At 70.7% G+C, this 26,079-nt stretch carries 23 protein-coding genes; 15 read left to right on the forward strand and 8 right to left on the reverse strand.

Going from position 1 to position 26,079, the window contains the following annotated elements:
- Positions 1-11: 11 nt before the first annotated feature.
- Together ACZ4SA_RS08795 and ACZ4SA_RS08800 are read left to right on the forward strand one after the other, a co-directional pair.
- Positions 12-458 carry an SRPBCC family protein gene (locus tag ACZ4SA_RS08795; protein ID WP_468271294.1) on the forward strand — a complete coding sequence of 149 codons (447 nt, stop codon included), beginning with the start codon at positions 12-14 and terminating at the stop codon, positions 456-458.
- A 53-nt stretch (positions 459-511) separates the two neighbouring features.
- A complete protein-coding gene (locus ACZ4SA_RS08800) occupies positions 512-1,627 on the forward strand; it encodes a PP2C family protein-serine/threonine phosphatase (RefSeq protein WP_468271296.1) in 1,116 nt (371 codons plus the stop codon).
- A gap of 64 nt (positions 1,628-1,691) precedes the next feature.
- Here ACZ4SA_RS08800 and ku read toward each other — a convergent pair whose 3' ends face one another.
- Entirely contained in the window at positions 1,692-2,639 is a 948-nt protein-coding gene (gene ku, locus ACZ4SA_RS08805; protein WP_468271298.1) for a non-homologous end joining protein Ku, read from the reverse strand.
- 585 nt (positions 2,640-3,224) lie between these two features.
- Between ku and ACZ4SA_RS08810 the strand changes: the two genes are divergently transcribed.
- Genes ACZ4SA_RS08810 through ACZ4SA_RS08820 form a run of 3 tightly spaced genes read left to right on the forward strand, consistent with a single transcriptional unit; the run spans position 3,225 to position 6,270 of the window.
- The gene (locus tag ACZ4SA_RS08810; protein WP_468271300.1) at positions 3,225-3,419 is read left to right on the forward strand and encodes a hypothetical protein; all 195 of its coding nucleotides are present in this window, start codon (positions 3,225-3,227) and stop codon (positions 3,417-3,419) included.
- Positions 3,416-5,740 (forward strand): heavy metal translocating P-type ATPase, encoded by a 2,325-nt coding sequence (locus ACZ4SA_RS08815; RefSeq protein ID WP_468271301.1) that lies wholly within the window; start codon positions 3,416-3,418, stop codon positions 5,738-5,740. Before ACZ4SA_RS08810 ends, ACZ4SA_RS08815 begins: the two co-directional genes overlap by 4 nt.
- A complete protein-coding gene (locus ACZ4SA_RS08820; RefSeq protein WP_468271303.1) occupies positions 5,737-6,270 on the forward strand; it encodes a copper chaperone PCu(A)C in 534 nt (177 codons plus the stop codon). The genes ACZ4SA_RS08815 and ACZ4SA_RS08820 overlap by 4 nt, the downstream gene beginning before the upstream one ends.
- Positions 6,271-6,325: 55 nt before the next feature.
- On the opposite strand, the gene ACZ4SA_RS08825 is transcribed toward ACZ4SA_RS08820, so the two are convergent.
- The gene (locus tag ACZ4SA_RS08825; protein WP_468271305.1) at positions 6,326-6,541 is read right to left on the reverse strand and encodes a hypothetical protein; all 216 of its coding nucleotides are present in this window, start codon (positions 6,539-6,541) and stop codon (positions 6,326-6,328) included.
- A gap of 337 nt (positions 6,542-6,878) precedes the next feature.
- Here ACZ4SA_RS08825 and ACZ4SA_RS08830 point away from each other — a divergent pair, with 337 nt between their 5' ends.
- The 4 genes from ACZ4SA_RS08830 (at position 6,879) to ACZ4SA_RS08845 (ending at position 9,531) form a co-directional block, all read left to right on the forward strand.
- Positions 6,879-7,088 (forward strand): heavy-metal-associated domain-containing protein, encoded by a 210-nt coding sequence (locus tag ACZ4SA_RS08830; RefSeq protein ID WP_468271307.1) that lies wholly within the window; start codon positions 6,879-6,881, stop codon positions 7,086-7,088.
- Positions 7,089-7,271: 183 nt separating this feature from the next.
- Entirely contained in the window at positions 7,272-7,907 is a 636-nt protein-coding gene (locus ACZ4SA_RS08835; RefSeq protein ID WP_468271309.1) for a metal ABC transporter ATP-binding protein, read from the forward strand.
- Complete coding sequence (locus ACZ4SA_RS08840) at positions 7,904-8,770, forward strand: metal ABC transporter permease (protein ID WP_468271310.1); 867 nt, start codon at positions 7,904-7,906, stop codon at positions 8,768-8,770. Before ACZ4SA_RS08835 ends, ACZ4SA_RS08840 begins: the two co-directional genes overlap by 4 nt.
- Positions 8,728-9,531 carry a metal ABC transporter solute-binding protein, Zn/Mn family gene (locus tag ACZ4SA_RS08845; RefSeq protein ID WP_468271312.1) on the forward strand — a complete coding sequence of 268 codons (804 nt, stop codon included), beginning with the start codon at positions 8,728-8,730 and terminating at the stop codon, positions 9,529-9,531. Before ACZ4SA_RS08840 ends, ACZ4SA_RS08845 begins: the two co-directional genes overlap by 43 nt.
- Positions 9,532-9,711: 180 nt before the next feature.
- Here the strand turns inward: ACZ4SA_RS08845 and ACZ4SA_RS08850 are convergent, their stop codons facing one another.
- Entirely contained in the window at positions 9,712-11,397 is a 1,686-nt protein-coding gene (locus ACZ4SA_RS08850) for a class I adenylate-forming enzyme family protein (RefSeq protein WP_468271314.1), read from the reverse strand.
- A complete protein-coding gene (locus ACZ4SA_RS08855; protein ID WP_468271316.1) occupies positions 11,394-13,172 on the reverse strand; it encodes a CoA transferase in 1,779 nt (592 codons plus the stop codon). The genes ACZ4SA_RS08850 and ACZ4SA_RS08855 overlap by 4 nt, the downstream gene beginning before the upstream one ends.
- A gap of 141 nt (positions 13,173-13,313) precedes the next feature.
- On the opposite strand from ACZ4SA_RS08855, the gene ACZ4SA_RS08860 reads away from it, so the two are divergent.
- Positions 13,314-14,522, forward strand: a complete 1,209-nt coding sequence (locus ACZ4SA_RS08860) for an acyl-CoA dehydrogenase family protein (protein ID WP_468271318.1) — start codon at positions 13,314-13,316, stop codon at positions 14,520-14,522.
- On the opposite strand, the gene ACZ4SA_RS08865 is transcribed toward ACZ4SA_RS08860, so the two are convergent.
- Positions 14,509-15,600: a sugar ABC transporter permease gene (locus ACZ4SA_RS08865; RefSeq protein WP_468271319.1), complete on the reverse strand. Its 1,092-nt coding sequence runs from the start codon at positions 15,598-15,600 to the stop codon at positions 14,509-14,511. The genes ACZ4SA_RS08860 and ACZ4SA_RS08865 overlap by 14 nt on opposite strands.
- Positions 15,597-16,724 (reverse strand): MFS transporter, encoded by a 1,128-nt coding sequence (locus ACZ4SA_RS08870; protein WP_468271321.1) that lies wholly within the window; start codon positions 16,722-16,724, stop codon positions 15,597-15,599. The genes ACZ4SA_RS08865 and ACZ4SA_RS08870 overlap by 4 nt, the downstream gene beginning before the upstream one ends.
- A 392-nt stretch (positions 16,725-17,116) precedes the next feature.
- Between ACZ4SA_RS08870 and ACZ4SA_RS08875 the strand changes: the two genes are divergently transcribed.
- The 4 genes from ACZ4SA_RS08875 (at position 17,117) to ACZ4SA_RS08890 (ending at position 23,499) form a co-directional block, all read left to right on the forward strand.
- Positions 17,117-17,779 carry a hypothetical protein gene (locus tag ACZ4SA_RS08875; protein WP_468271323.1) on the forward strand — a complete coding sequence of 221 codons (663 nt, stop codon included), beginning with the start codon at positions 17,117-17,119 and terminating at the stop codon, positions 17,777-17,779.
- 140 nt (positions 17,780-17,919) lie between these two features.
- Entirely contained in the window at positions 17,920-18,618 is a 699-nt protein-coding gene (locus tag ACZ4SA_RS08880) for a sigma-70 family RNA polymerase sigma factor (protein WP_468271325.1), read from the forward strand.
- 642 nt (positions 18,619-19,260) lie between these two features.
- A complete protein-coding gene (locus ACZ4SA_RS08885) occupies positions 19,261-20,940 on the forward strand; it encodes a tetratricopeptide repeat protein (RefSeq protein WP_468271327.1) in 1,680 nt (559 codons plus the stop codon).
- A gap of 468 nt (positions 20,941-21,408) precedes the next feature.
- Positions 21,409-23,499: an FUSC family protein gene (locus tag ACZ4SA_RS08890; RefSeq protein ID WP_468271328.1), complete on the forward strand. Its 2,091-nt coding sequence runs from the start codon at positions 21,409-21,411 to the stop codon at positions 23,497-23,499.
- Positions 23,500-23,600: 101 nt separating this feature from the next.
- On the opposite strand, the gene ACZ4SA_RS08895 is transcribed toward ACZ4SA_RS08890, so the two are convergent.
- Positions 23,601-24,434, reverse strand: coding sequence for a helix-turn-helix transcriptional regulator (locus tag ACZ4SA_RS08895; RefSeq protein ID WP_468271329.1), 834 nt, complete (start codon positions 24,432-24,434; stop codon positions 23,601-23,603).
- 55 nt (positions 24,435-24,489) lie between these two features.
- On the opposite strand from ACZ4SA_RS08895, the gene ACZ4SA_RS08900 reads away from it, so the two are divergent.
- Positions 24,490-24,918, forward strand: coding sequence for a DUF2000 family protein (locus tag ACZ4SA_RS08900; protein WP_468271845.1), 429 nt, complete (start codon positions 24,490-24,492; stop codon positions 24,916-24,918).
- A gap of 104 nt (positions 24,919-25,022) precedes the next feature.
- On the opposite strand, the gene ACZ4SA_RS08905 is transcribed toward ACZ4SA_RS08900, so the two are convergent.
- Entirely contained in the window at positions 25,023-26,024 is a 1,002-nt protein-coding gene (locus ACZ4SA_RS08905) for a glutathione S-transferase family protein (RefSeq protein ID WP_468271848.1), read from the reverse strand.
- Between the last annotated feature and the right edge of the window lie 55 nt (positions 26,025-26,079).

Genomic DNA, 26,079 nt, shown 5'->3' on the forward strand with positions numbered 1-26,079 from the left:
GCGTGATCAGTGTGGCCCGGAACCGCCGTCTGATCCTGAGCTCACCGTCCGAGGTCTGGCGCCTGTTGTCCGACGGCCACCGCTACGGGGAGTGGGTGACAGGAACCCAGCAGATCCTCGCGGCGGACCCGCAGCGGCCGGCAGTGGGCGCCCGCCTGGAAGTCCGCGTCGGCGCCGGCCCCATGACCTTCGACGACACCTGTGTCGTCCGTATCTGCGAACCGCGGCGCCGTCTGGAGCTGGAAGCGAAGGCAGCCCCCTTCGGTGCGGCACGCATCGCCATGAAGTTGCTCCCCTGGGGCGAGAACACCCTCTTCACCCTCGACTGGCATCCCCTCCGGGGCCCCGGCACCCGTATGCACGGGCTCCCCGTGGACTACATCGTCTCGGTCCGCAACGGCATGATGCTGACGAAGCTGGCCCGGATCGCGGTGCGCGAGCATGCTGCCGGCGCTTGAACTTCCTTCGCCGCACCTGTGCGCCCTGGGCAGCACAGGTGTAGAGAGGAGGTGTGTCACAGCGCCTCGATGAATTTCGCCGGTCGGCGCGCACGGGTCACGGGTTGGTGGCCGTCCCGATCGCGTTGATCGTGCTGGTGAGCGTGATCGACGTTCTTGCCCCGCCCCATATTCATCTGGGTCCGTTGCTGGTCGCAGCCCCGGCGATCACCGCGTCGTTCGGCGGCCCCTGGATGACCGGGCTGGTCGCAGGACTCGCGGTGGCGGCTCAGGCGGCTATCGCGGTGCTGCGCGATCGTGACGAGTTGTTCTCGGCGAATCACCAGGCACAGATCGCCGCCCTTGTCCTGGTCGGATCGAGCCTCGTGATCTTCTGCGTACTGCGGGAGCGCCGTGACAGAGAGCTGACACAGGTGAGATATGTGTCCGAGACGGCTCAGCGTGTCGTCCTGCGGCCGCTGCCCAAGCAGATCGGCCCCCTGCGCGTCGCGTCCCTTTATCTTGCCGCCGAGGCCGAGGCCCAGATCGGCGGTGACCTGTATGCGGCCGCACGCACGAGCTCCGGCACCCGGCTGATCGTCGGCGACGTGCGGGGCAAGGGCATGACCGCCGTCGGTGACGCCGCCTTGCTGCTCGGCGCCTTCCGAGGCGCCGCTCACCGCCAGGCGAGCCTGGTCGAACTGGTGGCCTTTCTCGATGGCAGCGTGTGCTGGGACCTGGCGGAACCCGGTGAGACGGACCAGTCCGGAGAATCCTTCATCACCGCCGGCATCCTGGACATCCCCGATCGAGGCACCACGGTCGACATGATCGACTGCGGGCACCCGCCGCCGGTTCTCGTGCGAGATGCCCGTGCCACGGCGATCGACGCCTTTGAGCCCGCGCCTCCGCTGGGCCTGGGCGAGGTGGCGCACCGTCGCTACCACGTCGACAGCTTCGGGTTCGAGGCGGGAGACCTCTTGCTGCTGTACACGGACGGGGTCATCGAGGCCCGTGACGCCACCGGTGCCTTCTATCCGCTCGTCGAGCGAATCACCGGCTGGAGCGAGACCGACCCCGAGGCGTTTCTGCGTCGCCTCCGGCGCGATCTGCTGGATTACGTCGGCGGACGGCTGGGCGACGACGCCGCCATGATCGTGATCGGTCGCGCGCCCGTATCCCGGGCGTGACCGCCCCGGCCGGAGCGTATGTCACCGTCCGCCGGACGGAGAACGGCTTCCCAGGGCAAGAGAGCTAGGACGCGCGCGGCTTCCGCCCCGCGGTGGCATTCTTCTTGGCCGCGGTCTTCTTGGCGGCTGTCTTCTTGGCCGCGGTCTTCTTCACGGGCGTCTTCTTCGCGGGCGTCTTCTTGGCCGCCTTCTTCGCCTTGGGCATCTCGTGAACGGTGGCGTGTTCGCCCTCGCCGCGGGACTCGCGGGCCTGGGCCACCGAGGCGTTCAGCGCGGCCATCAGATCGACGACCTGTCCGCCCGTTTCCGGCGCCTCCGCGGCCGGGGCAGGCTGCTTGCCCTCCGCCTTGGCCGCGATGACCTCCTCGAGCGCCTCTCGGTAGTGGTCGGTGTAGTGGGAGATGTCGTCCTGACCCATCGCGTCCATGAGCGCGAGGGCCCCGTCGACCTCCGAATCGCCGATCTCCACGGCAGGCGGCGCCAGCGAGGCGGGCGAACGGATCTCGTCGGGCCAGTGCATCGAGTGCAGGACGATCACGTCGTCCTTCACGCGCAGCAGCCCGAGGCGCTCACGGCCACGGAGCGCGAACTTGGCCACCGCGACCTTTGCACTCCGACCGAGGGCCTGGCGCAGCAGCTTGTAGGGCTTGGCAGCGACCTGACCGTCGGCCTGAAGGTAGAAGGAGTCGCCGAGCCGTACCGGGTCGATCGACTCCGCCGGCACGAAAGCGACGATGTCGATCGCCTTCGCCGTGGGCAGCGGCATGTCCGCCAGGTCCTCGTCCGTGATGGCGACCAGCTGGTCCTTCGCGACCTCGTAGCCCTTGATGATCTCGTTGTCGGAGAGCTGCTTGCCGTCCAGCTCGCAGATCTTGCGGTACCGGATCCGGCCCATGTCCTCGAGATGCACCTGCCGGAAGGAGATGTCGTGGCTCTCGGTCGCGTTGACGACCTTGATCGGGATCGTGACCAGCCCGAACGAGATGGCACCGGACCAGATGGGACGGGGCATGACGGAACCTCCGGTTCAGCCCCGAGACAGCCAGTGTGGGATCTCCGATTTCGCGGCACGGTCTCAGCCGCGATGGCATCAGGGTGCCACTTGTGCCCCCATTGTGAGACCCGCAGGTCGAGCACGTCATCTCTTCGGGTGACACGCTCACCGAGCGGCGCACAGCCCTGCGGCTGTCGCGCGAGCAGGCGCCAGCGGACTCCCCGCCACCGGGGAGCCCGCCGTGGTGATGCTTACGTCCGTACGCCGCGCCCTCGGGCAGGCCCCTGCTTCCGACGCCGATACGGAATGCGGCGTTGTCCCGCATCCCAATTCCCCGCCCCGGCCCAACGATCCCGTTCACAGGAGGTCGGAAAAACGGCTCTCCGAGTTCCCGCACCGGGCCAGGAGAATCGTCACGTGGACAGCGGCCACGGTACGGGGAGTCCTGGGTCCCTCGTCATGCCAGCATGACGAGGGCAGAGCGGACAACCGGCGCCCCTGCTCCCAGTTCTCTCCGCCCTCGCGCTGCGTCAGGCAGGGGGCCCTGCCTCTGGAGTGGTGATGGCAGACCAGCAACAATCCTCTCTCTTGCCGTCGGGCGCTTTGCGCCGATGGGCGCCGCCGCCGGCGCTGACCGGGTTTCTGCTGCTGCTCGTCGCGATGTCCGCCCTCTCGTACGCGGTCGGGTCGGCCGTCGGTCCCGTGGCGCCCGGCATGCATTCCACCGGCAACGACGGCGGATCGGAACCCCATGGGAGCGGCGGCATGGGCGACATGCACCCGGGCGGTGACCGATGACAGCGGACCCGACGAGCGCCCTGGCCACCACCGATCTGGTCGTTGGCGGCATGACCTGCGCCGCATGTGTGAACCGGGTGGAGAAGCGACTGTCCAAGCTCGATGGCGTGACTGCCACGGTCAACCTCGCCACCGGCCGGGCCAGGGTGAGGCACCCTGAGGGCGTCAGCACGGACGACCTCGTGGCGGCCGTCGAACGCGCCGGCTACACCGCCGAACCGCACCTGCCGCCCGAGCCGCAGAAGGACACCCTGCCTGCGGAACAGGTGGCGGCCGAGCCGTACGAGGAACGCGAACGGCTGCTGATCACCGCGCTGCTCTGTGTGCCGGTCCTCGTGCTCTCCATGGTGCCTGCCCTGCAGTTCCGCAATTGGCAGTGGCTGTGTCTGATGCTGGCCGGCCCCGTTGTCGTCTGGAGCGCCTGGCCGTTCCATGTGCGGGCGCTGCGCGGCCTGCGGCACTCGGCGGCCACGATGGACACGCTGGTGTCTCTGGGCGTGGTCGCGTCCTTCTCATGGTCGGTGTACGCCCTGTTCCTGGGCGGGGCGGGCGAACCAGGGATGCGGATGCCGTTCACCTTTCTGCCCTCCGCGGGCGGAGAGGTCGCACACCTGTATCTGGAGGCGGCTGTCGGCGTGCCTCTGTTCGTTCTGACCGGGCGGTTCCTGGAGGCACGGGCCCGGCGCGGCACCGGCGAGGCACTGCGCTCCCTGGCAGGCCTGGCCGCCAAGGACGTGACCGTACGCGAGAACGGTCGGGAGCGGCTGATCCCGATCGAACGGCTCGAGGTGGGCCAGGAGTTCACCGTCCGCCCGGGTGAACGGGTCGCCACCGACGGGGTGGTGGTCTGCGGCAACTCCGCCCTTGACCTCTCACTGGTCACCGGGGAGAGCGACCCCGTCGAAGTCGGCCCGGAGCAGGCGGTGATCGGCGCGGCGGTCAATGTGGGCGGGCTTCTCACCATCCGGGCGACGGCGGTCGGTGCGGACACACAGCTCGCCCGCATCACGCAACTCGTCACCGAGGCGCAGGCCGGCAAGGCTCGCGCCCAGCGGCTGGCGGACCGGGTGGCGGGGGTCTTCGTACCGGTCGTGCTGGCGCTGGCCGTGACCGTGCTCGGCTTCTGGCTCGGGGCGGGAGCGGACCCGCAGGCCGCGGTCACGGCCTGTGTGGCCATCCTGGTGGTGGCCTGCCCGTGCGCGCTGGGGCTGGCGACCCCGACGGCTCTGCTGGCCGCTACCGGCAGAGGCGCCCAGCTCGGCGTACTGGTCAGTGGCCCCCGGGCATTGGAGTCGCTGCAACACATCGACACGATCGTCCTCGACAAGACCGGCACACTGACCAGCGGGCACATGAGCGTCACGGAGGTCACCACGGTGCCCGACGGCATGGGCCGGGACGCGGTGCTGCGGCTGGCCGCCGCGGTGGAGCAAGGGTCTGAGCACCCACTGGGTCGGGCACTGACCACCTACGCACAACGTGCGCTGCCCGAACAGTCGTTGCCTGAGGTGTCGGGCTTCGTTGCCATGCCGGGGCACGGCGTGTGCGGCGTCGTCGAGGGCTACCGGGTCGAGGTGGTCGCTCCCAGGAACGAGCTGTCGCAGTGTCTCGCGGAGGCCCTGGCGGCGGCGGAAGGGGCCGCGCGCACACCGGTGGTCGTACGGGTCGATGGTGCGGATCAGGCTCTGATCGCGGTGGGAGACGTGTTGCGGCCCGGTAGCTACCGTGCCGTGGACCGGCTGCGGCGTCTGGGGGTCGAGCCCGTGCTCGCCACCGGGGACCGTGAGGCGACCGCACGGTCCGTCGCCGCCGAACTCGGCATCACCCAGGTTCACGCGGGCTGCTCTCCGCAGGACAAGGCAGACCTGGTACGGCGGTTGAGGGACGACGACAAGCGGGTCGCGGTCGTCGGTGACGGTGCGAACGACGCCGCCGCGCTGGCCTGTGCGGACTTGGGCGTCGCCATGGGCAGCGGCACCGATGCCGCCATCGGCGCGGCCGATGTGACGCTCGTACGCGGTGACATCGAGGCGGTGGCGGACGCGGTGCGGCTTGCCCGGCGCACGCTCGGAACGATCCGTAGCAACCTCGTCTGGGCGTTCGGATACAACGTGGTCACCGTCCCCTTGGCGGCGGTCGGCTGGCTCAACCCGATGGTTGCCGCTGCGGCGATGTCCGTCAGCTCGCTGCTGGTCGTCGGCAACAGCCTGCGGCTGCGCGCCTGGCAGCCCGCGCCGCGGGCGGCCGCCCGGTCGGGTTCGGCCTCCCGGTCAGGTTCGGCCTCCCGGTCACGTGCGGCCCGAGGGGAGTTCGCGCGATGAGCGGAGAGTCTGCCGAGCGGCCGGCGACGGAGTGGGCCGTGCCCCGGGCACGACTGCGGGACGGAGCGTTGGCCGCGTTGGCGCCCGTGACGGCCTGCGTGCTCGCGCTGGCGGGACTGAGCACATGGACCGCGTTCGGCGGGGCGGGTACACCTGCCGTGGTCCAGGTCGAGGGGGCCCGGATCTTCATGCCGTACGCGGGACGAGAAGTGACGGCCGCCTTCTTCCGCATCTCCAACAGCGGCGGGTCGGACGACCGGTTGGTGGCCGTCACCTCTCCTGTCACCGGGAGAGTGATGCTGAGCCGGCACGTCAGCTCGGGTGACGGCGGCGATTCCATGCGCATGGTCACCTCGGCGGGTGTCCCGGCGGGCGGGACGCTCTCGATGTCGCCGAGCGGGCTGGGGGTGATGGTGAATCTCGAGGGCGAGTTCGTGTGGCAGGTGGGCGACACCATTCCGTTCGTCCTCCACTTCCGCCACAGCGGCGACCTCGACGCGGCGGTGATCGTGGTCCGGCCCGGCAGCTGACGTCGTTCAGGGGATTCGGGATCGGCTGCGTGCCCGCCGCCGGGCCGGAACCTGCTCAGGCGAGCGTGATGGCGTCCAGGGTGCCGGCCTTGGCCTCCTCCACGAGCGAGCCGAGTTGGTCGGCGCTCATGCGCACTTGCTGGCCGAAGTCGTCGGTGATCACGATCCGGCGGTCGGCCGGCGCGCTCTCGTCGACGAACAACTGCGGGCAGCCGCAATTGCAGTTGCCACAGAAAGTCGCCACGGGTTCGAGGGAACTGATGTCGGTCATGGCATCCGCCTTCCGTGCACGTCCGCCCGCGGAACGGTCTCCCACGGCCCGGACGCCAAGGGAATGCCCGTTCGAGATCGGCCGCATGCGCCGGGCATGCCTCTCGGTGAAGCACGCCATGGGCCCTCATGTGCCTCCGATGCCTCCGATGCCTCCGATTCTCCAGCCGTTACGGGCACCGGACGGCCATCTCACACGACTACGTGAGAGAGGCGGCTGCCAGGTCGGTACGCCCCCTGTTTGCGATGAACGGAGCGGACGGTGGCACGTATGGATGCGTACGGACCACCTCCCTCGCCTGCGCACCCCGCGCATCCGACACCGAGGAGACGAGAGCATGACGGAACAGCGCTATCACGTCACGGGCATGACCTGCGAGCACTGCGCCGGTCACATCACGGAGGAGGTGGGCCGGGTCGACGGTGTGAGTCGCGTCGTTGTCGATGTGGCCGCGAACTCCGTGACGGTCAGCGGCATTTCGCTGGACGACGCCCGCCTCCGTGAGGCAATCACGGAGGCGGGCTACACCGTCGGCGCGGCGGTCTGATCGACGCCTGCGAACGCGGCGCGGCAGACATGGTCTGGCGCGCCGTTCGCACGATGTGCCGGCCGCATGGAGGATCCCGGCGATTCCCGGGAACTCCGCGGGCCCGCCATCCGACTACTGCCGCGTGGGAGGGCAGCGGATCTGTCCGCTCCCGCAGGGAGCCGGAACGCAGAGGGGCATGTGATGGGTGGGCTGGATGTACGCATGCGGACAGTCGCGTGCCGTCACGGCCGGGTCGAGGCGGTCGCCGCCGTGGATCTGGAGATCGCGGCCGGTGAGCGGGTGGCGCTGACCGGCACGAACGGCTCGGGAAAGACCACCCTGCTCCGTGCCGTCCTGGGCCTGCACCGGCAGGTGACCGGCACCATCCTGGTCGGTGGCCGGGATACGCGCACATCGGCCGAGTGGGCCTGGCGGCGGCGGGCTTGCGCCTGGATTCCGCAGAAGCCGGCAGCAGGGCGGTTTCCGCTGCTGGGTGAGGAGTTGCTGGCAAGCAGCACGGCGCGCACCGAGGCCGGGGAGGCGGCGGAGCGGCTCGGCGTGGGCGGGCTGACCGGACGGCCGCTGCACACCCTCTCCGGGGGCCAGTTGCAGCGCATGTACCTCGCACGGGCGATCGGCTGTGTCGCGGCAGGAGCCGAGGTGCTGCTCGCCGACGAACCCACCGCAGCGCTCGACTTCACAGGTCAGGACGAGGCGGCCGATGTCCTCACTTCGCTGCCCGTCACCCTGGTGGTGGTGACCCACGACCGGATGCTCGCCGAGCGTTGCGACCGGGTGCTGGAGATGGCTGCCGGACGGCTGAGGGAGGTCCGGTGAATCCGGCCGCCGCCGATGTGGGCGCGCTCCTGCAACTCGTACCCGTCCAGCGGGCCGGGATCGCCCTGTTGCTCGCCGCCATCGGTCTGCCGGTGGTCGGAGTGGTGATCGTCGGCCTGGACATCATGCCGGTGCGGTTCGCGATGATGCATGTGGCTCTGCTGGGGATCGCGGTCGGCCTGCTGACCGGGCTCGATCCGATGCTGTGCGCGCTCGTCGCGTGTGCCCTGTCGGGCGCGGGCGTGGCCCCGCTGGCCCGTACCCCCGACGGCCTTTCAGGCGCCATGGGGCTGCTGATGAGCCTGGCCATCGCTGCTGCGCTGCTCGTCCTCGCGGTCTCGGGTGTCAACGCCTCCGGAGCGTTCGCACTGCTGTGGGGCTCCATCCTGTCCGTGGGCACCGCGGATCTCGTCGTCCTCGCTGTGCTGGCGGTCACCGTGCCCGGCCTGTTCTGGTGGCGTCGCCGGGACGTGGGCCTGCTTCTGTACGACCGTGAGCTCGCCCAGTGCTCGGGCGTACCCGTACGCGGACTGACCGTCGTACTGCTGGTCCTGGTGGCGATCGCGGTCGCCGGGGCGATCAAGCTCACCGGCGCCCTGCTGGTCGACGCCCTCACGCTCCTGCCCGCCCTCGCGGCGCGCCGCCTGGGCAGCTCGCTGAAGTCGATCACCCTGTGGGCGGTCGGCATCGGCATCGTCGTCAATCTGACGGGGTTCCTCGTGGCCCTGTGGCTGGACTGGCCACCCGGCCCGGTCCTCGTCCTGACGGCGGGGGCAGTGGTCCTCGCCGTCCATCTGATACCCGAACGGAGAAACACCTCATGGCGCCAAACCGCCTCCGTATCCCTTCCCTCATCGCACTGAGCGCGGCCCTGGCCCTGGTCGCCGGCTGCGGGGGCGACAGCGACCCGTCGGCGAACAGCGCCGGCGACAAGGAGAAAGGGAAGCCTTCGGTGGTCGTGACCACCACCTGGGAGGGCGCCTTCGCCAAGGCCGCCGGCGCCGAGAACGTCAAGGTCATAGTGCCGCAGTCCGTGCACCACGCCCCCGACTACGACCCGAAGCCGTCGGACCTGGCGGCCGTGGCAGAGGCGGACTTCGTGCTGTACGCACCCTTCGAACCGTACGCAGAGAAGATCAAGGAAGCCGCAGACTCCAAGGCCGAGCTGGTCGAGGTGAATCTCGACAACGACGCCGACAAGGTGAAGGCGGAGGTCGCCAGGCTGGCGAAGCTGTTCGGCACGGCGGAGGCCGCGACGAAGTGGAAGGCCGCCTTCGACACCGAGTACGCCGAGCTGGCGAAGGACCTGAAGGCCGCATGGCCCGAAGGGAAGAGCCCGAACGTCGTGAGTCAGGTCTTCACGGCCTGGTCGGCCAAGCTGGCGGGTGCCACCACCGTCGGGACATACGGACCGGAGGCGGTGACCCCGGCACAGCTTTCGGAGCTCTCGAAGAAGAAGCCGGCCCTGGTCCTGGACAACGCCCACATGTCCACCGGAACGGTCCTGCCGGACTCCGGCGCGAAGCAGGTGGAGATCGTCAACTATCCCGGCGACGACCTCGATCTCCTTCCCGTGTACCGCAATGCCGCGGCCGAGCTCAAGAAGGCCATGGGCGCGTCCTGAGTGACGCGGGAGACGCCCTGGCGTCTCCCGCAGCCCTGGCGTCTCCCGCAGCCCGGGGGTGGCTCGCGACCGCGAGCCGCCCCCGAGCCATTCCTCCGCCCCGGACGCGCTCCTGTGACGTGACTCAGAAGAGGGAGCTGTCAGGGAATGCGGCGCCGCGGGATGGGGCCCTGATCCGGCTCAGCCGGCCTGGGCGAGTGGTGGCGCGGCAGGTGCCGCATGTTCCGGCGGCGGGGCCTGTGTCAGGTGCTCACGCAGGGCGGCGCGGTCGGGTTTGCCCGCCGGGGTCAGCGGCAGCGCGGCCACCACCAGCAGCCGTTCGGGGTGCTTGCGCTTCTCCAGACCCCGCTTTGCCAGGTACTCGCCGAGTGAGTCGAGCGTGGGCACCTCGTCGGAGCGGGGGACGACACACGCCGCAAGGCGCTCACCCATCAGGTCGTCCGGAACGCCGACGCACACCACGTCCCGTACGTGCGGATGGGAACGCAGCTCCCGCTCCACCTCTGCCGGGCTGACGTTGGCGCCGCCCCTGATGACGACGTCCTTGAGCCGTCCGACGACGTGCAGGATGCCGTCCTCGTCGAGGAAGCCGAGATCTCCGGTGCGGACCCAGCCGTCGGGCGTGCGGTAGCGGGCGTCGAGGTCGGGGGCGCCTACGTAGCACAGGGGTGTCATCGGGCCGCGGGCGATGATCTCGCCGATGGCACCGGCCTGTACCTCGGCGTGGGTTTCGGTGTCGGCGATACGGATCTCGGCGACCCGGGGGTCGGGGCGGCCGGCGACCACGCCGGAGGCGTCGGTGGGCGGGGTTGTGTCATCCAGTCCGGTGTGGCAGTTGACGCCGTCGGCGGAGCCGTAGAGGTTGACGACGCGGCAGCCGAACGCTGCAGCCGCGGCGGCAGCGGTGGTCTCGTCGAGCGGAGCCCCGCCGAGGATCAGAGCGGTGGGCTCGGGCAGCTTCTCACCTGTGGCGTCGAGCCGTTCGAGCATCATGCGCACCATGGTGGGCACGCCAAGGATGTGTGTGGGCTCGTGCTCGCGCATGGCCGCGAGGGCCGCTTCCGGAGTGAAGTGGTCGAGGAGGATGAGTGTTCCGCCGTGGCGGGCGAGGGTGACCGCAGTGCCGTTGGAGCCGAAGGCGGAGGCGAGCGGTACCAGGAACAGGCAGCGGGGTGGGACCTTGTCAGGGATGAGTGAGGCGAGGAAGTTACCGCGTCCGCCCGCGAGTGCGTTGTGCGAGTAAGCGACCATCTTCGGCTCGGCCTCCGAGCCGGACGACACGAGGATGCGGGTTGCACTGTCGGGGGCGGGCCGGGCGGGGACGAAGGCGCTCGGGTCGGAACGCAGCAGCGCGGAGACCGGAACCGTTCCTTCAGGGGCGGTTCCCGGCCCCGCGGCGATGACGTGCCGCAGGGCGGGCAGCGCCGTGGACAGGGTGTGCAGTTCGGCTGCGTGGTGGACGCCGCGGTGCTCGATGGCCGCGATGACGGCGACGGCTTCCGCACGGCGCAGCAGGCACTCGGCCTCCAGGCTGCCGCGGCCGACGGGAAACGGCAGCGCGACCGCGCCGAGCGCGGCCAGCGCCAGGTCGGCGATGACGGCGTTGCGGTTGTTGGGAAGTTGCACCCCGACCACATCACCTGGGCCTATGCCGAGGTCTCTGAGGCCGGTGGCCAGACATCGCACCTTGCGGTCCAGGGCGGTGTAACAGAGTTCTCCCTTGGCGTCGAGGACGGCTGTGTGGTGCAGGTCCGCGATCTGACGGGCGCGGAAGAGGCTGTAGAGGTCCAGGTCGGGGCAGGTGCCGTCGACCACCCAGGAACGGCGGAGCTCGGTGGCAAGCAGGTCGTGCATGTCGACGGTCACGCGAAACTCCAGGGGTCGGGGACGGCGGGGGCGCCGTGCGCGTCGCGGCTGATCGGGTCGGCACAGCGCGGGTCGTCGTGCAGTTCGGACAGCTCCGTGGTGACGCGGGTCGTGGTGAGACCGTGGGTACGCAGCTGCCGCACGGCTTCTTCCGCGGACAGGTCACGCAGGTCGAACGCGGCTGCTGCGGCGGCGCAGTCGTCGCTCGGTGCGATCCAGCCGTCGGCCGTGGGCGGCGGACGGCGGAAACCGGCGGGTCGTCTCGCGTTCTCACCGCGAGCAGCCCGGCTCAGGAACGGAGCGGTCAGCGTGTCCGCCGCGCCGAGCAAAGAGGAGTCGACGCGTACGCCATGGCCGGAGCGTTCGCGCAGGAGCAGCCCTGCGAGCACCGCTTCTGCGCCGAGCAGTCCGCCCAGCACATCGAGCAGTGTCATCAGGGAAGGCGCGGGGGGCCCTCCGTCCGGGTGCACTGCCTCGCCGACACCGGTACGGGCCTGGACCATGAAGTCGGTGCCCATCGGGGCGCCGGGCAGCCGGTCGGCCCAGCCGCTGGTGTAGGCGTAGACCAGGGAGGGGTTGCCGGAGGCGAAGTCCTCCGCGTCCAGGCCGAGTTCTGCGGCCTTGCCGGGGGCCCAGTTGTGGAGGAACACATCGGCTTCTGCCGCCATCTCCCGGAGTCGACGGCGTTCGCCGGGCGACTTGATGTCGACCTCCACAGCCTGCTTGCCGCGATTGAGCGCGAGCCAGCGGGCAGAGACTCCGGAGCAGGCGGGCGGCATGCCGCGCAGCGGATCACCGCCGGGCGGTTCGACGCGGATCACTTCGGCGCCGAGCAGTCCCAGAAGGTGCGCGGCCAGCGGGGCCTGGATCCGGCGTCCTGCCTCCATCACGGTCACACCGCTGAGGGGGAGTTCCGGGGAGGGGGTGGGCGTCGGGTCCGCCCTGCCGGGGCCGAGGAGCGCCAGGGACCAGGGCGCGGCGCCGTCGTACTCGACCGCCCTTTCGGTAAGCGTGCGCAGGACGCAGACCTCCGCCCCTGAGAGGGATGCGGCCTGCAGGATCCGTTGCAAGGGGTGCGCCTGTGTCGTGGTGTGGAGCGTGTGCGGGAAGGGGGCGCAAGCGGTCGCGTACCGGAACTGGAAGGGCCGCCAGCCGGAGCGTATTGCCTCCGACGGCGCACCCAGAGCACGCCAGAAGGCGGCCCAGGCCCCTGGATCCAGGGTCTCGAGTTCGAAGAGGAGGCCGTCGGCCGAGACGAACGGCGGCCCGCCGGGGGCGAGTTCGGCCGCCTCGCCCTCGTCGGCTCCGGCCGCGGCGAGGTACTGGGAGACGGCGAGGAGCCCGGTCCGGTGCGCACTGGTGGTGACTTCGGTTGGGGCCTGCCCACCGCGGGCCTGGGCCAGCAGGCCGGCCAGGAGGCCCTGCACGGTGAGAACACCGGTGGCGATGGACGCGTAGTCGGCCGCCAGGCCGCGCGGTTCGCCCTCGCGGCGGCCGTGCACGGCCATGATCCCGGTGGCGGCCTGCACGGTGGCCTCGTCGTTGATCCCGGTTCCTGGGGCGGCCCACACCGTGCGGGCCTGGACGGGCCCGAAGTCCTGGCCGTTCAGCACAGTGAGTCCCACCGACCCGGTCCCCGGCGCGGTGCCGGCTGCCTGCGCGCCGAGAAGGCGCAGATGCTCCGAGACCACGGCCGTGATCTGCGGCGGTCCCACGGTGTCGAAACGCAGCGTGTCGAGTGGCCGGACCGCCTGCGTGGTGACTGGTGACGCCATGCCTCTCCTCTCCTGGCGCGGCGGTAGCCGTCGCCCGGTCGTTCGGAACGTGGGAACTCGGGAGCGTCCGCACCCGACCAGTTCCATGTGGAGACAGTCGGACAGCTGTTCCCGCAAGTTCCCGACAACTCGAGGAGACGCATGGCCAGTCGAGACAGTGAGGGCACCGCTCACGCCCAACCACGCGAACGTCAGGTCGATTTGCGTGGTCGCATCGGGGTGTTCATCCGCGATCGCGTGATCCCGTACGAACCGGTACTGGACGCGGGGGGACCCGACGCGGTGGGCGCCTTGCGCGCGTTGCAGGACCAGGCGAAGCAGGAAGGGCTGTGGGCGCTGCCGCTGCCCGCGCACTTGGGCGGCCGCGGTCTCACGTTCAGCGAGTACGCCGAACTGGCCGAGGCGGAAGGGGCGAGCGACCACGGACCCGCCGCACTGGGTTCTGCTCCCCTGCTGGACGTGTCGATGCTGGCGCGGCACGCTGATGCCGGTGTCCGTGACCGATATCTGAAGCGGCTCGTGGCCGGGGAGATACGGACCTGCTACGCGATGACCGAGCCCGAGGTTCCCGGCACCGACCCTTTCATGACGGGGTCCCGGGCCACGCGCCAGGAAGACGGCAGCTGGGCGGTCACCGGGCGCAAGTGGTTCACCTCCGGAGCCGCGAACGCCGACCTCGTCACCGTGCTGGCCCGCACCGATGGGAAGGCCGGCGATCGGGAGGGGCTCTCCCTCCTGTTGGTGCCCACCGACTCCCCCGGCTTCCGCGTCGTACGCGAACTCCCGGTTCTTGGCGCGACCGGCCAGTGGGAGATCGAGCTCGACCACGTCGGCGTACCCGACGACCATCTCATCGGTGAACGCGGCCAGGCGCTCGCCGTTGCCGGTGAGCGCCTGCAGTGGGGCCGCACTCTTCGCTGTCTGCGCTGGCTCGGACAGGCCCAACGGGCGTTCGATCTCATGTGCGCGCGGGCGGTCACCCGCAGGGGATCCCGCGGCCCGCTCGCCGACCACCAGCTCGTCCAGCAGCACGTGTTCGACGCCCTGCTCGCCCTGCGTACCACGCGTCCCCTCGTCCATGAGGCAGTCGCGCTGATCGACTCCGGGCAGGACGCGCACATCGAGGTGGGCCTGGCCAAGGTCGCGGCGGCCCGCATGCTGCATCAGGTCACGGATGCGGCCATACAGGTCCACGGAGCCGCCGGCCTCGGGCCGGACACGGCGCTGCCCGCACTCTTCCGCACGGGCCGGGCCGCTCGCATTCTGGACGGGCCGGACGAACTGCACATCACCGCTGTGGCGCGGCGGGTGCTGCGCGGGTACGGCGGGTCGCGCACTACACGTCCGTGATGTCGACCGAGCCGGTGAGCGCCGCCAGTCCCAGGGCGAGGAAGAAGTCGCCCCAGATCAGTTCGTGCCGTACGGCGGTGCCCCGGCCGGCGTCGTAGCAGCCGTCCAGCAACATGCCGGCGGGCCGGTGTGCGCGAGGTCCGGACAGATGGCTGTCGACCAGACGGCGCAGGATCGCCGCCGCCCGGTGCGAGCACTCCGCCGCCCTCGGGCCCGGCAGACGTGCGAGTTTCAGCAGGGCGACAGCGGTGATCGCGGCAGCCGACGTGTCGACGGGCCCGTCGGGACGGGACGCATCGGCGTGCGGTACGAGCGGTCCGGCCAGCAGGGCCCCGTGCGACAACAGGTGCTCGGCCGCCCGCGCGAAAGGCTCCGGCCGCAGCCCGGGGACCGGCGGGAGGTGCAGTGCGTCGGCGACCGCCAGGAGCAGCCACGCCCTCCCCCGGCTCCAGCCTGCCGGCGGGTCCTCGCAGGGATGCCATCCCGCCCCCGCGTCGTAGCGCCAGGCCGGCTGCGTCCATGGACGGCGCTCACTGCCGTCGCCAAGGCAGAGCTCAAGGTGGCGGTGCAGGTGCACCCCCGCCGCCGCGGCTCCCTCGGGCCCGTCGGTGGACAGCAAGGGCACCATCCCTGGCACACCGTCCGCGCGGGCGCACAGGCGAGGACCGCCCAGGGCCGATCCCCAGGGAACGAGGCCGAGTTCGGGATCCATGGCGTCCAGACAGGCGCGTGCGGACCGCCCGCGCAACGCGGCGGCCTCCGTGTCGTTGGACGCCAGAGCGGTCCCGTACCAGAAGATCAGGCCCCGGGTGGCCGTGTCGGCGTCCGCCCACGGTGACAGGCGCGCGGTGCACTGCGAGGCGGCCGCCCGGTCCGCATCGGCACCGGTGTACCGCGCCCGCAGCCAGAGCAACCCGGCCCAGAATCCGCCCGTCCACGAACCGCGCCCCGTGGTGGTCCACCGACCGCTGTCCGGGTCGGCGAAAAGAGGAAAGCGTGCGCCGACCTCCGACTCGGTGACCGTGACCCGGTCGATCACCGCCTTCAGGGCATGGCCGGCCCAGTCCTTCGACGTCACGACGACAGCCCTGCCCGTCCTCGCCGGTCTCGTAGGGCCCAGGTGAAGGCGACGGCACCGGCGGCGGCGAATTCCGCCGCCACCAGCATCCAGCCGGCTCCGTAGCGCCCCGCCTGCGCGAACAGGCCGAAGAGCGGCGGTCCCACCGCGAATCCGGCGAAGAATCCCGCAGTGACCAGTGCCGAGTCCTGACCCGCCCGGCCCGGCGCGGCGCGTTGCACGACCAGCACCATGGACACGGCGTTGCCCGACACGGCAAAGACCCCGACGGCGACAGCAGCCGCCCATACCAGTGGGGTTGCTACCAAGGTCGCCGCGAGCAGAGCAGCCGCGCCCACCGAGCCGACCGCAAGCCATCCGGGCAGCCACTCGGCGCGCCCCGGCCGGGCCGCCTTCGACCATCCCACCCGGCCGATGACTCCCGCCACGCCGAGCACGGCCACCAGGGCGCCGGCCGCGGTGGGGCCCATCCCCAACTCCCGTACGCCGAACAGAGCAAGGTAGGTGTTGACTGAAGCAATGCCGCTGCCCAGAAAGAGCGAGAAGGCGGCCAGCCAGGCCACAAAGCCGCGCGGCACCAGTGAAGGCCGCGCACCTGCGACCGGTGGCGGTGGATCGGACGGAAGAGTGCGCAGCGCCCACAGGCCGGTGAGCAAGGCAGTGCCCGCGGCCGTCCACACCGCGCCTCGCCACCCGATGCCGCTCGCCGCGGCGGCGAGCGGCAATCCGGCCGCGAAGGCCCCGAGTTGGACGCCGGACTGCTTCGTCCCGGTCACCGAGCCGCGCCGGGGAGAAGGGACGGACGCGAGAATGGCCTTGTTGGTGGCCGGGTTGGCCAGCGCCTGGGGAACGCCGCCCAGCGCGACCGCCGCCAGTAGCAGACCCGCACCGGGCGCGGCACCGATGAGGACGAGTGCGACCGCGGACACCACCAGCAGGACGGCAAGTGCGCGCCGCGGGCCGATCCGGTCCACGATGCGCCCGCCCATGGGGGACAGCACAGCCGCTGTCCCGAACCCGATGGTGGTGGTAAGGCCCAACACGGTGGGCGATACCCCCAGTTCGTCCACGAGCCGAGGTCCGAGCGCACCCAGCAGGAACAACTGCAGCATCGAGAAGGCCATGGCACAGGTCAGCAGTGCGGTGAGTCTTCGGGCCGCCCACCTGTCAGGCGCCGATGCCGGCTTCGTTGTCGCTCCGCTCGCTGCCGCCACCGTGTCTCCGTTCCGCGCCGCTGTACATCCTTAACCACCGCAACAGGAGTCGGGCGGCCCAACAGGCCGGTTCCCACGCCTCCTTGTGGCCTGCACCACACTTCCAGTCCGGAATGACGGGGGCGGTGGCGGATTCCGTACCGACGGATGACCGGCCGAAAGGGGAATGCGAGGATGAGCCCGCCATGACTTCGGGCCGATGTTGTCGAGCGGTACGGGCGGCTGTGTTCGCAGCAGTCTGTGTGCTGCTTGCTGCCTTCGGCCACATTCTCATGTCCGGAACAGCCGTTCCCTGGTGGGCGATGTCCGCTGTGTTCGGCGCAACGGCGGCCGCGGCCTGGGCCCTCGGCGGCCGGGAGCGCGGACTCCTCGCCGTCACCTCGGCCACTGTCGTGGCTCAGGCAGGGATGCACGCGTGCTTCTCCCTGGGCCAGGCCGTTGTGCACCCGCCGCCGACAGGCAGCTCGTTCGCGCAACTGTGGTTCCAGTACCTTCGGCTGGGGTCACGAGAGGCCGCGAGACCACCCGGTGTGCCCCTTCGGGGCGTGACCGATATCGGCCTGTCCGACCATGCGCACCAGCCCGGCACAACCATGCCGCATGAGGTCATGGGCGGCCACGATCACGCCCTGCACGGGATGACCGACGGCGCCACCGGCGTGGCTGTGATGAGCGGTCACGACATGGGCGACATGTCACCGACCGGAATGCTGTCGGCGCACCTGTTGGCGGCACTGCTGTGCGGTCTGTGGCTCGCGTACGGGGAACGGGCGGCGTTCCGCATTCTGCGCTCACTGGCCGGATGGCTGGTCGCTCCGCTGCGGCTGATGCTCCGTCTGCCTGCGCCCGCGCACCGACCTCGCATCCGCGTACGCCGGGGCCGCCGCGCCCACGCGCCACGACAGCTCCTGCTCGTCCACGCCATCACCTCACGAGGTCCACCACTGGGGATCGCTGTCTTCTGACAGCTGCTTCCCCGGTGCCGCGGCGTCTTCCACGACGCGCATCGGGCATCGGCCGTGCCGTCCGGCAGGCCGTACGACTCACCGGCCTCGTCCCGTCGGGCGCGATGCCGGAACCCGAATTCCCGTAAGGACTTCTGGCGATGACCCCTGCCCAGCTCCCACGGCAACGCCCCGTCGAAACCAAACCGTCACGGCACACACCCGAATCCGACGCGGCCGTCACCCGACTCGCCCTCGCCGCTCGCGACGGTGATCCGGTGAGTGTCGAACGCTTCGTACGCGCGCTGCACCGCGACGTCTGGCGCTACGTCGCCTATCTGAGCGCCGACCCCCAGGCAGCCGACGACCTCACTCAGGACGTCTTCCTCCGGGCGCTCGGCAGCCTCCACCGTTTCGAGGGCCGCTCATCCGCACGCACATGGCTGCTTTCCATCGCACGCCGCACCGTGGTGGACAGCCTCCGTCACGCGGCAGCCCGGCCGAAGATCTCCGACAGGACCGACTGGCAGACCGCGGCCGAGAAAGCCCAGCCACAGCACACTCCCGGCTTCGAGGACGGCGTCGCGCTGGCGGAGCTCCTTGTGTCGATCCCGTGTGAGCGCCGGGAAGCGTTCATCCTCACTCAACTTCTGGGGCTGCCCTACGCCGAAGCCGCCGTGGCCCTCAACTGTCCTGTTGGAACAGTCCGCTCCAGAGTGGCCCGCGCCCGCAACTCACTCATCAAACTGCTCAGTGAACCAGAGTTCACCCTCACCACACCCGGGGAGCGGGTACCGCTCCGGAAAAATACCGGAACCCCGTTCAGGAACAGCACGGAGCTCATGGCAGTTTCCGGCTGACCGCCCCGTCGCCCGGTGGCCCGGGATCCTGCGGCGCACCATGTGCTCAGGTACCCGGGCCCGCGGGCAGGTGCATCACGCCGATGTCGGCGCCGAAGATGAGAAGCAGGCCGAGGGGAGGGTTGACCACGTAGACCAGCAGAGCGTGGCCCCGACGACATCCGTTTCGGCGTTACGTCGGGACCGCTCGGTTTCGAGTGCTGCTGTCAGTGCGGCCAGGAACTCCGGTCGTACCGCGCAGCGTGTCCCGTTCGGAGCGCAGCCGGGCTCCTTGGCCGCCCAACTGTCGGCGTATGACGGCAAGGCCGTCATATTCCACCGGTGTCAAGGCCACCATGGGGTGCCCGTCGACCGTGCCGGAGGTCTCGCTTCGACACATGAAACTTCCGCATCGACTGCACGACTCCTCCGGCCACGTCACCCCTGCCCCGCTCGCGGCCGGCCGGTGGGCAGCCCCGCGGGCTCGTGCGCGCGCGTTTCCCGGCCGGGCGAGATCGGTTCTACCCTCGGCTACAGGTGTCCCCGGAGGCGTTCACCACGTTGGGACAGTGCGTGCCGGTCGCGGCGCGTCCACATGTCCGGCAGGGCCCAGCGGCTCGTCCGCGCCCCTGGCCGACCGGACCGTACCCGCAGGAGAGACGGATGGACTACTACGACCTCGGCACCCACACCCGCCCCGTGACGACCTCCTCCCCGTCCGCCCAGATGTGGTTCGACCGCGGGCTGGTCTGGTCCTACGGCTTCCACCACGAGGAGGCCGTCTTCTGTTTCGAAGCCGCCGCAGCCGCGGACCCGGGTTGCGCCATGGCCTACTGGGGCATCGCCTACGCCCTCGGTCCGAACTACAACAAGCCCTGGGAGTTCTTCGACGGCGACGACCTGGCCCGGACCGTCGAACGCACCCATGCGGCCGTCGAACGCGCCCACGAGAAGGCCGACGGCGCCACTCCCGTCGAACAGGCCCTGATCCGAGCGCTGCGGCACCGGTACCCGCAGGCGGAGGCGGAGGCGGTCGAGGACTGCTCGGTGTGGAACGAGGCCTACGCCGACAGCATGCGCACCGTGTACGAACTCGCCCCCGACGACCTCGATGTCGCCACACTCCATGCCGACGCGCAGATGAACCTCACGCCCTGGCAGCTGTGGGACCTGCGGACCGGTCTGCCGGCGGAGGGCTCCCGCACGCTGGAGGCCAAGGCGGTCCTCGAGCGGGCGATCGGCACCGGGCCCGGAAAGACGCACCCCGGCCTACTGCACATGTACATCCACCTCATGGAGATGTCCCCCACCCCGGAGGCCGCCCTGCCCGTCGCGGACCGGCTCCGCGGCCTCGTGCCCGACGCGGGCCACCTGCAGCACATGCCCACGCACCTCGAGGTGCTCTGCGGCGACTACCGGCGTGTGGTGTCGGACAACACCACCGCGATCGCCGCCGACGAGAAGTACTACGCGCGGGCGGGCGCGATGAACTTCTACACCCTGTACCGATCGCACGACTACCATTTCAAGATCTACGGTGCCATGTTCCTCGGCCGGTCGGCGACCGCCCTGGAGACCGCCGCACAGCTCGAAGCCTCCATCCCCGAGGAACTGCTGAGGGTGCAGAGTCCCCCCATGGCCGACTGGCTGGAGGGGTTTCTCGCCATGCGGGTGCACGTGCTCATCCGCTTCGGCCGCTGGTCCGACCTCCTGGAACTGCCTTTCCCCGCCGACCCGGAGCTGTACTGCGTGACCACCGCGATGCTCCACTACGCCCGCGGCGTCGCCTTCTCGGCCACCGGCCGGATCCCCGATGCAGAAGCCGAACGCGAACTGTTCCGTCAGGCCCTGTCCCGCGTACCCGAGACGCGCATGCTGTTCAACAACACCTGTGTCGACATCCTCACGATCGCGTCGGCGATGCTCGACGGCGAACTGGAGTACCGCAAGGGGAACCACGACGCCGCCTTCGCCGCGCTGGAGCGGTCGATCACACTCGACGACAGCCTTCCCTACGACGAGCCGTGGGGGTGGATGCAGCCCACCCGGCACGCGTACGGCGCCCTCCTCCTCGAACAGGGGCGCGTAGCAGAGGCGGAGGCCGTCTACCGGGCCGACCTGGGCCTCGACGACACACTGCCCCGTCCTTCACAACACCCCGGCAACGTATGGGCACTGCACGGCTTCCACGAGTGTCTCGTGCGTCTGGGCAAAACGGCGGAAGCGCAGATCGTGGCCCAGCAACTGAAGCTCGCGTCCGCCATGGCGGACGTACCGATCAACGCGTCCTGTTTCTGCCGTCTCGAAGCCGTCGCGAGCGCGGCGGAGGGCGGCTGCTGCTGACGACCCGCGAACCGCGGCCGCGCACGTAGTTCGGACGGTTGGAGATCCGCCACGCGAGGCGTTGACGCCCGTACGGCAGCAGGGCCGACTGTCCGGAATTTCCTCGGCTCGGGCGTCTACCGCCGTGGGCTGATCGGGTGCATGCTGTGCGCACCTCGCCTGCGGCTTGCCGCTCGACCGGGCGGGAGGCGCCCCTCCCGGCTCCCCACGGGAGGCAGGCGCATGCCGTGATACGGCGGCTCCCGGATGGTGGATTCCGCCCACGGCGGGCAGGTGCCGCGCTGCCCGCGGGCTCCGAGTCGGCCCGGTCCGGGGCGACGGTACACAGCGCGCCCGGAGGCCACCCGGCGGTGTCGCGATGCGCGCGCGGGCAGCGTCCCGAGAATGGGGGAAGGGATACACATCCGCCGTCGTCACGCGTCGGGGCGACGCCGGTTCGGCCGGTCTCCGGCGGAGAGGAGTGCGCTCATGCCGGCAGGACAGGCAGGGCCGGAGCGCGCGGAGACCCTGCGGCATGCGGCGCGCGTGACGCTCGCCGCGTCGGCCGGCTTCTATCCGCTGGTCTACGTGTTCGACCAGCGCGCGATGGCCCTGTACGCGCTGTTCGCGCCGGTGGCGCTCGGCGTTCTCTCCCCCATGACCGGCTCGGGGAGGCAGCGCGCCGCGGTCGTCCTGCAAGCGCTGCCCGTGGGAATCGTCCTCACCGGCCTCGGGACAGCTCTGGCGGTGAGCACCGCCACCGCTGTGCTCGGCATGCTCGTCGTGGGTTTTGTCCTCGCGTTCGCAGGCGTCGGCGGGCCGCGGCCGGCGGGGGTGGCGCCGGGGCTGCAGCTGTTCTACATCCTGGCGTGCTTCCCGCCGTACGCCCCGGAAATGCTCTGGCAGCGGATCGTCGGTCTGACCATCGGCACGTTGCTGCTCGCGCTGTGCGAACGCTTCCTCATGCCGTCCGCGGCTGCCGCGTCGTACCGGTCGCGGCTCGCCGACGCGCTGTCCGCCGCGTCGTCCGCCGCCGCAGACGCAGCCGACGGACGGCTCGGTCCCGCGGCGGCCGACCGGCTGCGCGCCCTGGGCGTCGCGCTGCGCCCTTCGCAGCTGCCCCCCGTGGAACGCCCCTACGGCGCCGGCCGCTCCCATCGCGGCTTCGCACAGGGGGGGACCGCCACGAGGCGGCTGCTCAACCAGTTGGCCGACCTGGCGGAGAATCCGCCGGGTCGGCCCCGCTCAGGCGTCGACGCGGCGTCGGCCTGCTTGCTGCGGCTGGTCGCGGGGGTCTGCGCGGACACGGCGGCGTCATTGCACTCGCGCCACGCGGCCCGCACCGGCATGTCGCTCGAGGAAGCGATCCTCGACTTCCAGGCGGACCGGGTACGAGCAGCGGCCACGGCGCCGACGGTGCCGAGATCGGTGCTGCGCGCCCAGTCGGAGGTGATGGCGATCGCCGGTTCGGCACGGATCGCGCAGGTGGCCGCGGCGGTCGGCGTCGACGGGAAACGCACGCCGCCGATCCCGCCTCGCGAGCTCTTCTGGTACGCCGAAGCCCCCACGGTCCGGCTGTGGGCGCGCCGACTGGCGGGCAACACGACCCTGCGGTCCGTCGCCTTCCAGAACGCCGTCCGTATCGCGGTCGGTCTCGGCGCCGCGCGCCTGGTCGCCGGCTCGCTCGATCTGTCGCACGGCTTCTGGGTACTGCTCGCCGTGCTGACCCTGGGCCGTACGACGGCGGGCGCCACATGGACCGCGGTCCGCGCGGCCCTCATCGGCACGCTCCTCGGTGCACTCGCCGCCGGGGCACTGCTCTACGCCGTCGGCCACGATCCCCGCACGTACGCGGTGGTGCTTGCGCCCGCGATGCTGGCCGCGTTCTCGCTCGGGCCGCTGTGCGGGATCGCCTGGGCGCAAGGACTGTTCACCCTCGTGGTGTCCTCCGCGTTCGCCCAACTCGCCCCCGCCTCCTGGCAGATCGCGGAGGTGCGGATGCTGGACGTGCTGACTGGCAGCATGATCGGCCTGCTGTGCGGTCTGCTCGCCTGGCCGGCCGGCGCACGGCGCGAGGTGCGCCGCAGTATGGCCGCGCTGCTACGGGGCACCGCGCCCCTCGTCCCGGCCACGGTCTCCGCGGTGCTCGCCGACCGGCCGACGCAGGTCCCGGCTGAGGCGACCGGTCTGGCCACGCACCGGTTGCACCTCGCGGAGGCCGCGTTCGCGCAGTACCGCAGCGAACCCGGAAACACCGAAGGCTCCCCCAGGGACTGGCACATCGTGCTCGTCGCTGCACACCACGTGCTGATCGGGGCACACTGGCTGCCGCGTTTCGACCGGTCGGCGCACGGGGCCGACGACCCGGCGGCCGAGTGGGCGCACGCCGCAGCCGGGCGTGTCGCGGCCGCGATGCGGCGCACCGGCACGCTGAGCAAGTCGGGTGGTGATCAGCCGCCGGCGGCCCTGGCCCCGGTGCGGCTGCCCCCGGGAGCGGGCACGGTGGCCGACGTCGACCTGGAGCACTGGCTGAACACCGTGACCGACGATCTCCGTCGGATCGCGTCCTCGTCAGGGTGACGCGAGCGGCGTGTCCCTGCTGCACGGCGGGGCGAGCCCAGGACCACGACGTAGGAAGCCATCGCCGCGGACCGCGACCGGGCCGTGTCCGGCGGGCCTTCCTACGCCGAGGGCTTCGCCCTGGCTCCCGGCACCGGGGCAGGGACCCCGGAGGCGTAGCGCCCGGGCGTGATGCCCACGACCCGCTTGAAGTGCCGGGTCAGATGCGACTGGTCGTAGAAGCCGGTCGCGGCCGCGACCTCTGCGGGAGGCCGGCCGTCGAGGAGGAGCCGTCGGGCACGGTCGATCCTGCGGGCCGTCAGGTACTGGTGCGGGGCGATACCGAAAGCGGCGGTGAATGCCCGCACCAGGTGCGTGGGGTGGGCATGCACCAGCTTCGCCGCATCGTCCAGCCTCACGCCGCGGAGCAACCGTTCGTCGAGCAGCTCCCGCAGGCTGTGGGCCACACCGAGGCCGGCCTCTGGCGCGCCGGCGGCGAGCCCAGGCCGCAGGCGGTTGCGCAGCCTTTCCCCGACCAGAGCGAGACGGCTCTCCGCTTCCAGTTCGTCGCCCCTGCGGGACAAGGCCGCGTGCAGCTGCCCCACTCGTCGGCGGAGCAGGGGGTCGGTCATGTCGGGCTCGTCCACGGCCGGGCCGATGAAGCTCTCGTCCAGCTGGGTGAGGTCCAGGTAGAGCACCCGCTTGCGGAAGCCCTGCGAGGTGGCCGACGAGCCGTTGTGCGGTACCTGCGGGGGAAGCAAGGACACGGTGTCGTGCGGGGTCCCGTGCTCGCGCCGGTTCAGGTCGTAGCGGACCGCGCCGTCGTCGACGATCAGCAGGGTCCACACGTCGTGGACGTGCATTGGGTACGCGTGCTCGGTGAAATGGGCGTGAAAGACCTCCACGACGCCCGGGATCTGCGGGCGCCACGCGGAAACCTCTTGCCGTACCACCATGCCAAGAACGTACAAGAATGTGTCATGAGGCGGTTGGCAGTCTCGGAGCATGACGATGAGCGAAACCACCCCTGTACGGTTCGACACCAAGATCGCCGTGCTGCTCCGCGACGACCTGGAGACCTGGCAGCGGCTGAACGTGACCGCGTTCCTGGTCAGCGGCCTCGGCTCACAGCTCCCTGAAGTAATCGGCGAACCGTACGCCGACGCCGACGGCACCCCGTATCTGCCCATGTTCCGCCAGCCGGTCATGGTCTTCGAGGGGACGAAGGAGACACTGACCGCCGCGCACGGCCGCTCCCTGTCCCGCTCGCTCCCCCGGGCGGTGTTCACCTCCGACCTCTTCTCCACCGGCAACGACCGGGACAATCGCGCGGCGGTGCGGGCAGTGCCGAAGGATCAGTTGGATGTGGTGGGTCTCGCTGTGTACGGACCTCGCAACGCGGCCGACAAGGTGCTCAAGGGCGCCCGTATGCACCCCTGAGCACCCCCGGGTGGTGACCGGGCGGCCGGAAAGGGGCCACCGCTTCCGAGGCGGGCCGGGTGAGTCCAGGACGGCGTTCACGGGCTTGGGGGCAGGCCGCCCGCTCAGGTGGCCTGCGGCCTGTGGGCGGCCGGTACCTCCTCCTCGGGCGGGACCGGCCCCGGCGGCGTGCCGTCGCCGAACGGCCGACCGCCGAGCGCCGCCCGGCCGTGCGGCTTGAGCCAGTTGGACAGATCCGGGCCGCCCGGCACGATCCCGGTCGGATTGATGTCGCGGTGCACCACGTAGTAGTGCTCCTTGATGTGCTCGAAGTCCACCGTGTCGCCGAAGCCGGGCGTCTGGAACAGATCTCGCGCGTACGCCCACAGCACCGGCATCTCGGAAAGCTTCTGCCGGTTGCACTTGAAGTGGTTGTGGTAGACGGCGTCGAAGCGCACGAGGGTGGTGAACAGCCGCACGTCCGCCTCGGTGATCGTGTCGCCGACAAGGTAGCGGGACCCCTCCAGTCGCTCGGAAAGCCGGTCGAGCCGGGCGAACAGGCGCTGGTACGCCGCGGCGTACGACTCCTGCGACCCGGCGAACCCCGCCCGGTACACCCCGTTGTTGACGTCCTTGTAGACCACCTCGTTGATCGCGTCGATCTCGGGCCGAAGCGCGGGCGGGTAGAGCTCCGGCGCCCCCTCACGGTGGTGCGGCGCCCACTCCAGCGACATGTCGATCGTGATCCGCGCGAAGTCGTTGGTCACGACCTTGCCGCTCGGCACGTCGACGATCACCGGCACCGTGATGCCCCGGTCGTAGCCGGGATCACGGGCGAAATACGCCTCCTGGACCCGCTCGATGCCGAGCACCGGGTCCCGCCCGCCGGGATCGAGGTCGAACGACCAGCTGCGCTCGTCGTGTGTGGGACCGGCGACAGCCATCGGCAGCGCCTTCTCCAGCCCGAGGAGCCGCCGCACGATCACCGCCCGGCTCGCCCACGGGCAGGCCCGGCTGACCACCAGACGGTAGCGGCCGGGCTCGACCGGGAAGCCGTCGGCTCCGTCACGGGTGATCCGGGTGGTGATGTAGCGGCTGTCGCGCGAGTACTCCCCGCCGGGGTTCACATGGCTCACGTAACCGCCCCTACCCGGGAACAACGGCCGCGAACGCCGCACGGCG

Source organism: Streptomyces sp. NPDC027962, assembly GCF_055566095.1.

Bases quoted from the DNA above. Each gene is read 5' to 3' on its own strand.
- ACZ4SA_RS08895 (WP_468271329.1), bottom strand. From the start codon at position 24,434: ATGGTGGTACGGCAAGAGGTTTCCGCGTGGCGCCCGCAGATCCCGGGC.
- ACZ4SA_RS08860 (WP_468271318.1), top strand. From the start codon at position 13,314: ATGGCCAGTCGAGACAGTGAGGGCACCGCTCACGCCCAACCACGCGAA.
- ACZ4SA_RS08820 (WP_468271303.1), top strand. From the start codon at position 5,737: ATGAGCGGAGAGTCTGCCGAGCGGCCGGCGACGGAGTGGGCCGTGCCC.
- ACZ4SA_RS08870 (WP_468271321.1), bottom strand. From the start codon at position 16,724: ATGGCCTTCTCGATGCTGCAGTTGTTCCTGCTGGGTGCGCTCGGACCT.
- ACZ4SA_RS08845 (WP_468271312.1), top strand. From the start codon at position 8,728: ATGGCGCCAAACCGCCTCCGTATCCCTTCCCTCATCGCACTGAGCGCG.
- ACZ4SA_RS08830 (WP_468271307.1), top strand. From the start codon at position 6,879: ATGACGGAACAGCGCTATCACGTCACGGGCATGACCTGCGAGCACTGC.
- ACZ4SA_RS08890 (WP_468271328.1), top strand. From the start codon at position 21,409: ATGCCGGCAGGACAGGCAGGGCCGGAGCGCGCGGAGACCCTGCGGCAT.
- ACZ4SA_RS08835 (WP_468271309.1), top strand. From the start codon at position 7,272: ATGGGTGGGCTGGATGTACGCATGCGGACAGTCGCGTGCCGTCACGGC.
- ku (WP_468271298.1), bottom strand. From the start codon at position 2,639: ATGCCCCGTCCCATCTGGTCCGGTGCCATCTCGTTCGGGCTGGTCACG.
- ACZ4SA_RS08885 (WP_468271327.1), top strand. From the start codon at position 19,261: ATGGACTACTACGACCTCGGCACCCACACCCGCCCCGTGACGACCTCC.
- ACZ4SA_RS08815 (WP_468271301.1), top strand. From the start codon at position 3,416: ATGACAGCGGACCCGACGAGCGCCCTGGCCACCACCGATCTGGTCGTT.
- ACZ4SA_RS08825 (WP_468271305.1), bottom strand. From the start codon at position 6,541: ATGACCGACATCAGTTCCCTCGAACCCGTGGCGACTTTCTGTGGCAAC.
- ACZ4SA_RS08875 (WP_468271323.1), top strand. From the start codon at position 17,117: ATGTCCGCTGTGTTCGGCGCAACGGCGGCCGCGGCCTGGGCCCTCGGC.
- ACZ4SA_RS08900 (WP_468271845.1), top strand. From the start codon at position 24,490: ATGAGCGAAACCACCCCTGTACGGTTCGACACCAAGATCGCCGTGCTG.
- ACZ4SA_RS08880 (WP_468271325.1), top strand. From the start codon at position 17,920: ATGACCCCTGCCCAGCTCCCACGGCAACGCCCCGTCGAAACCAAACCG.
- ACZ4SA_RS08855 (WP_468271316.1), bottom strand. From the start codon at position 13,172: ATGGCGTCACCAGTCACCACGCAGGCGGTCCGGCCACTCGACACGCTG.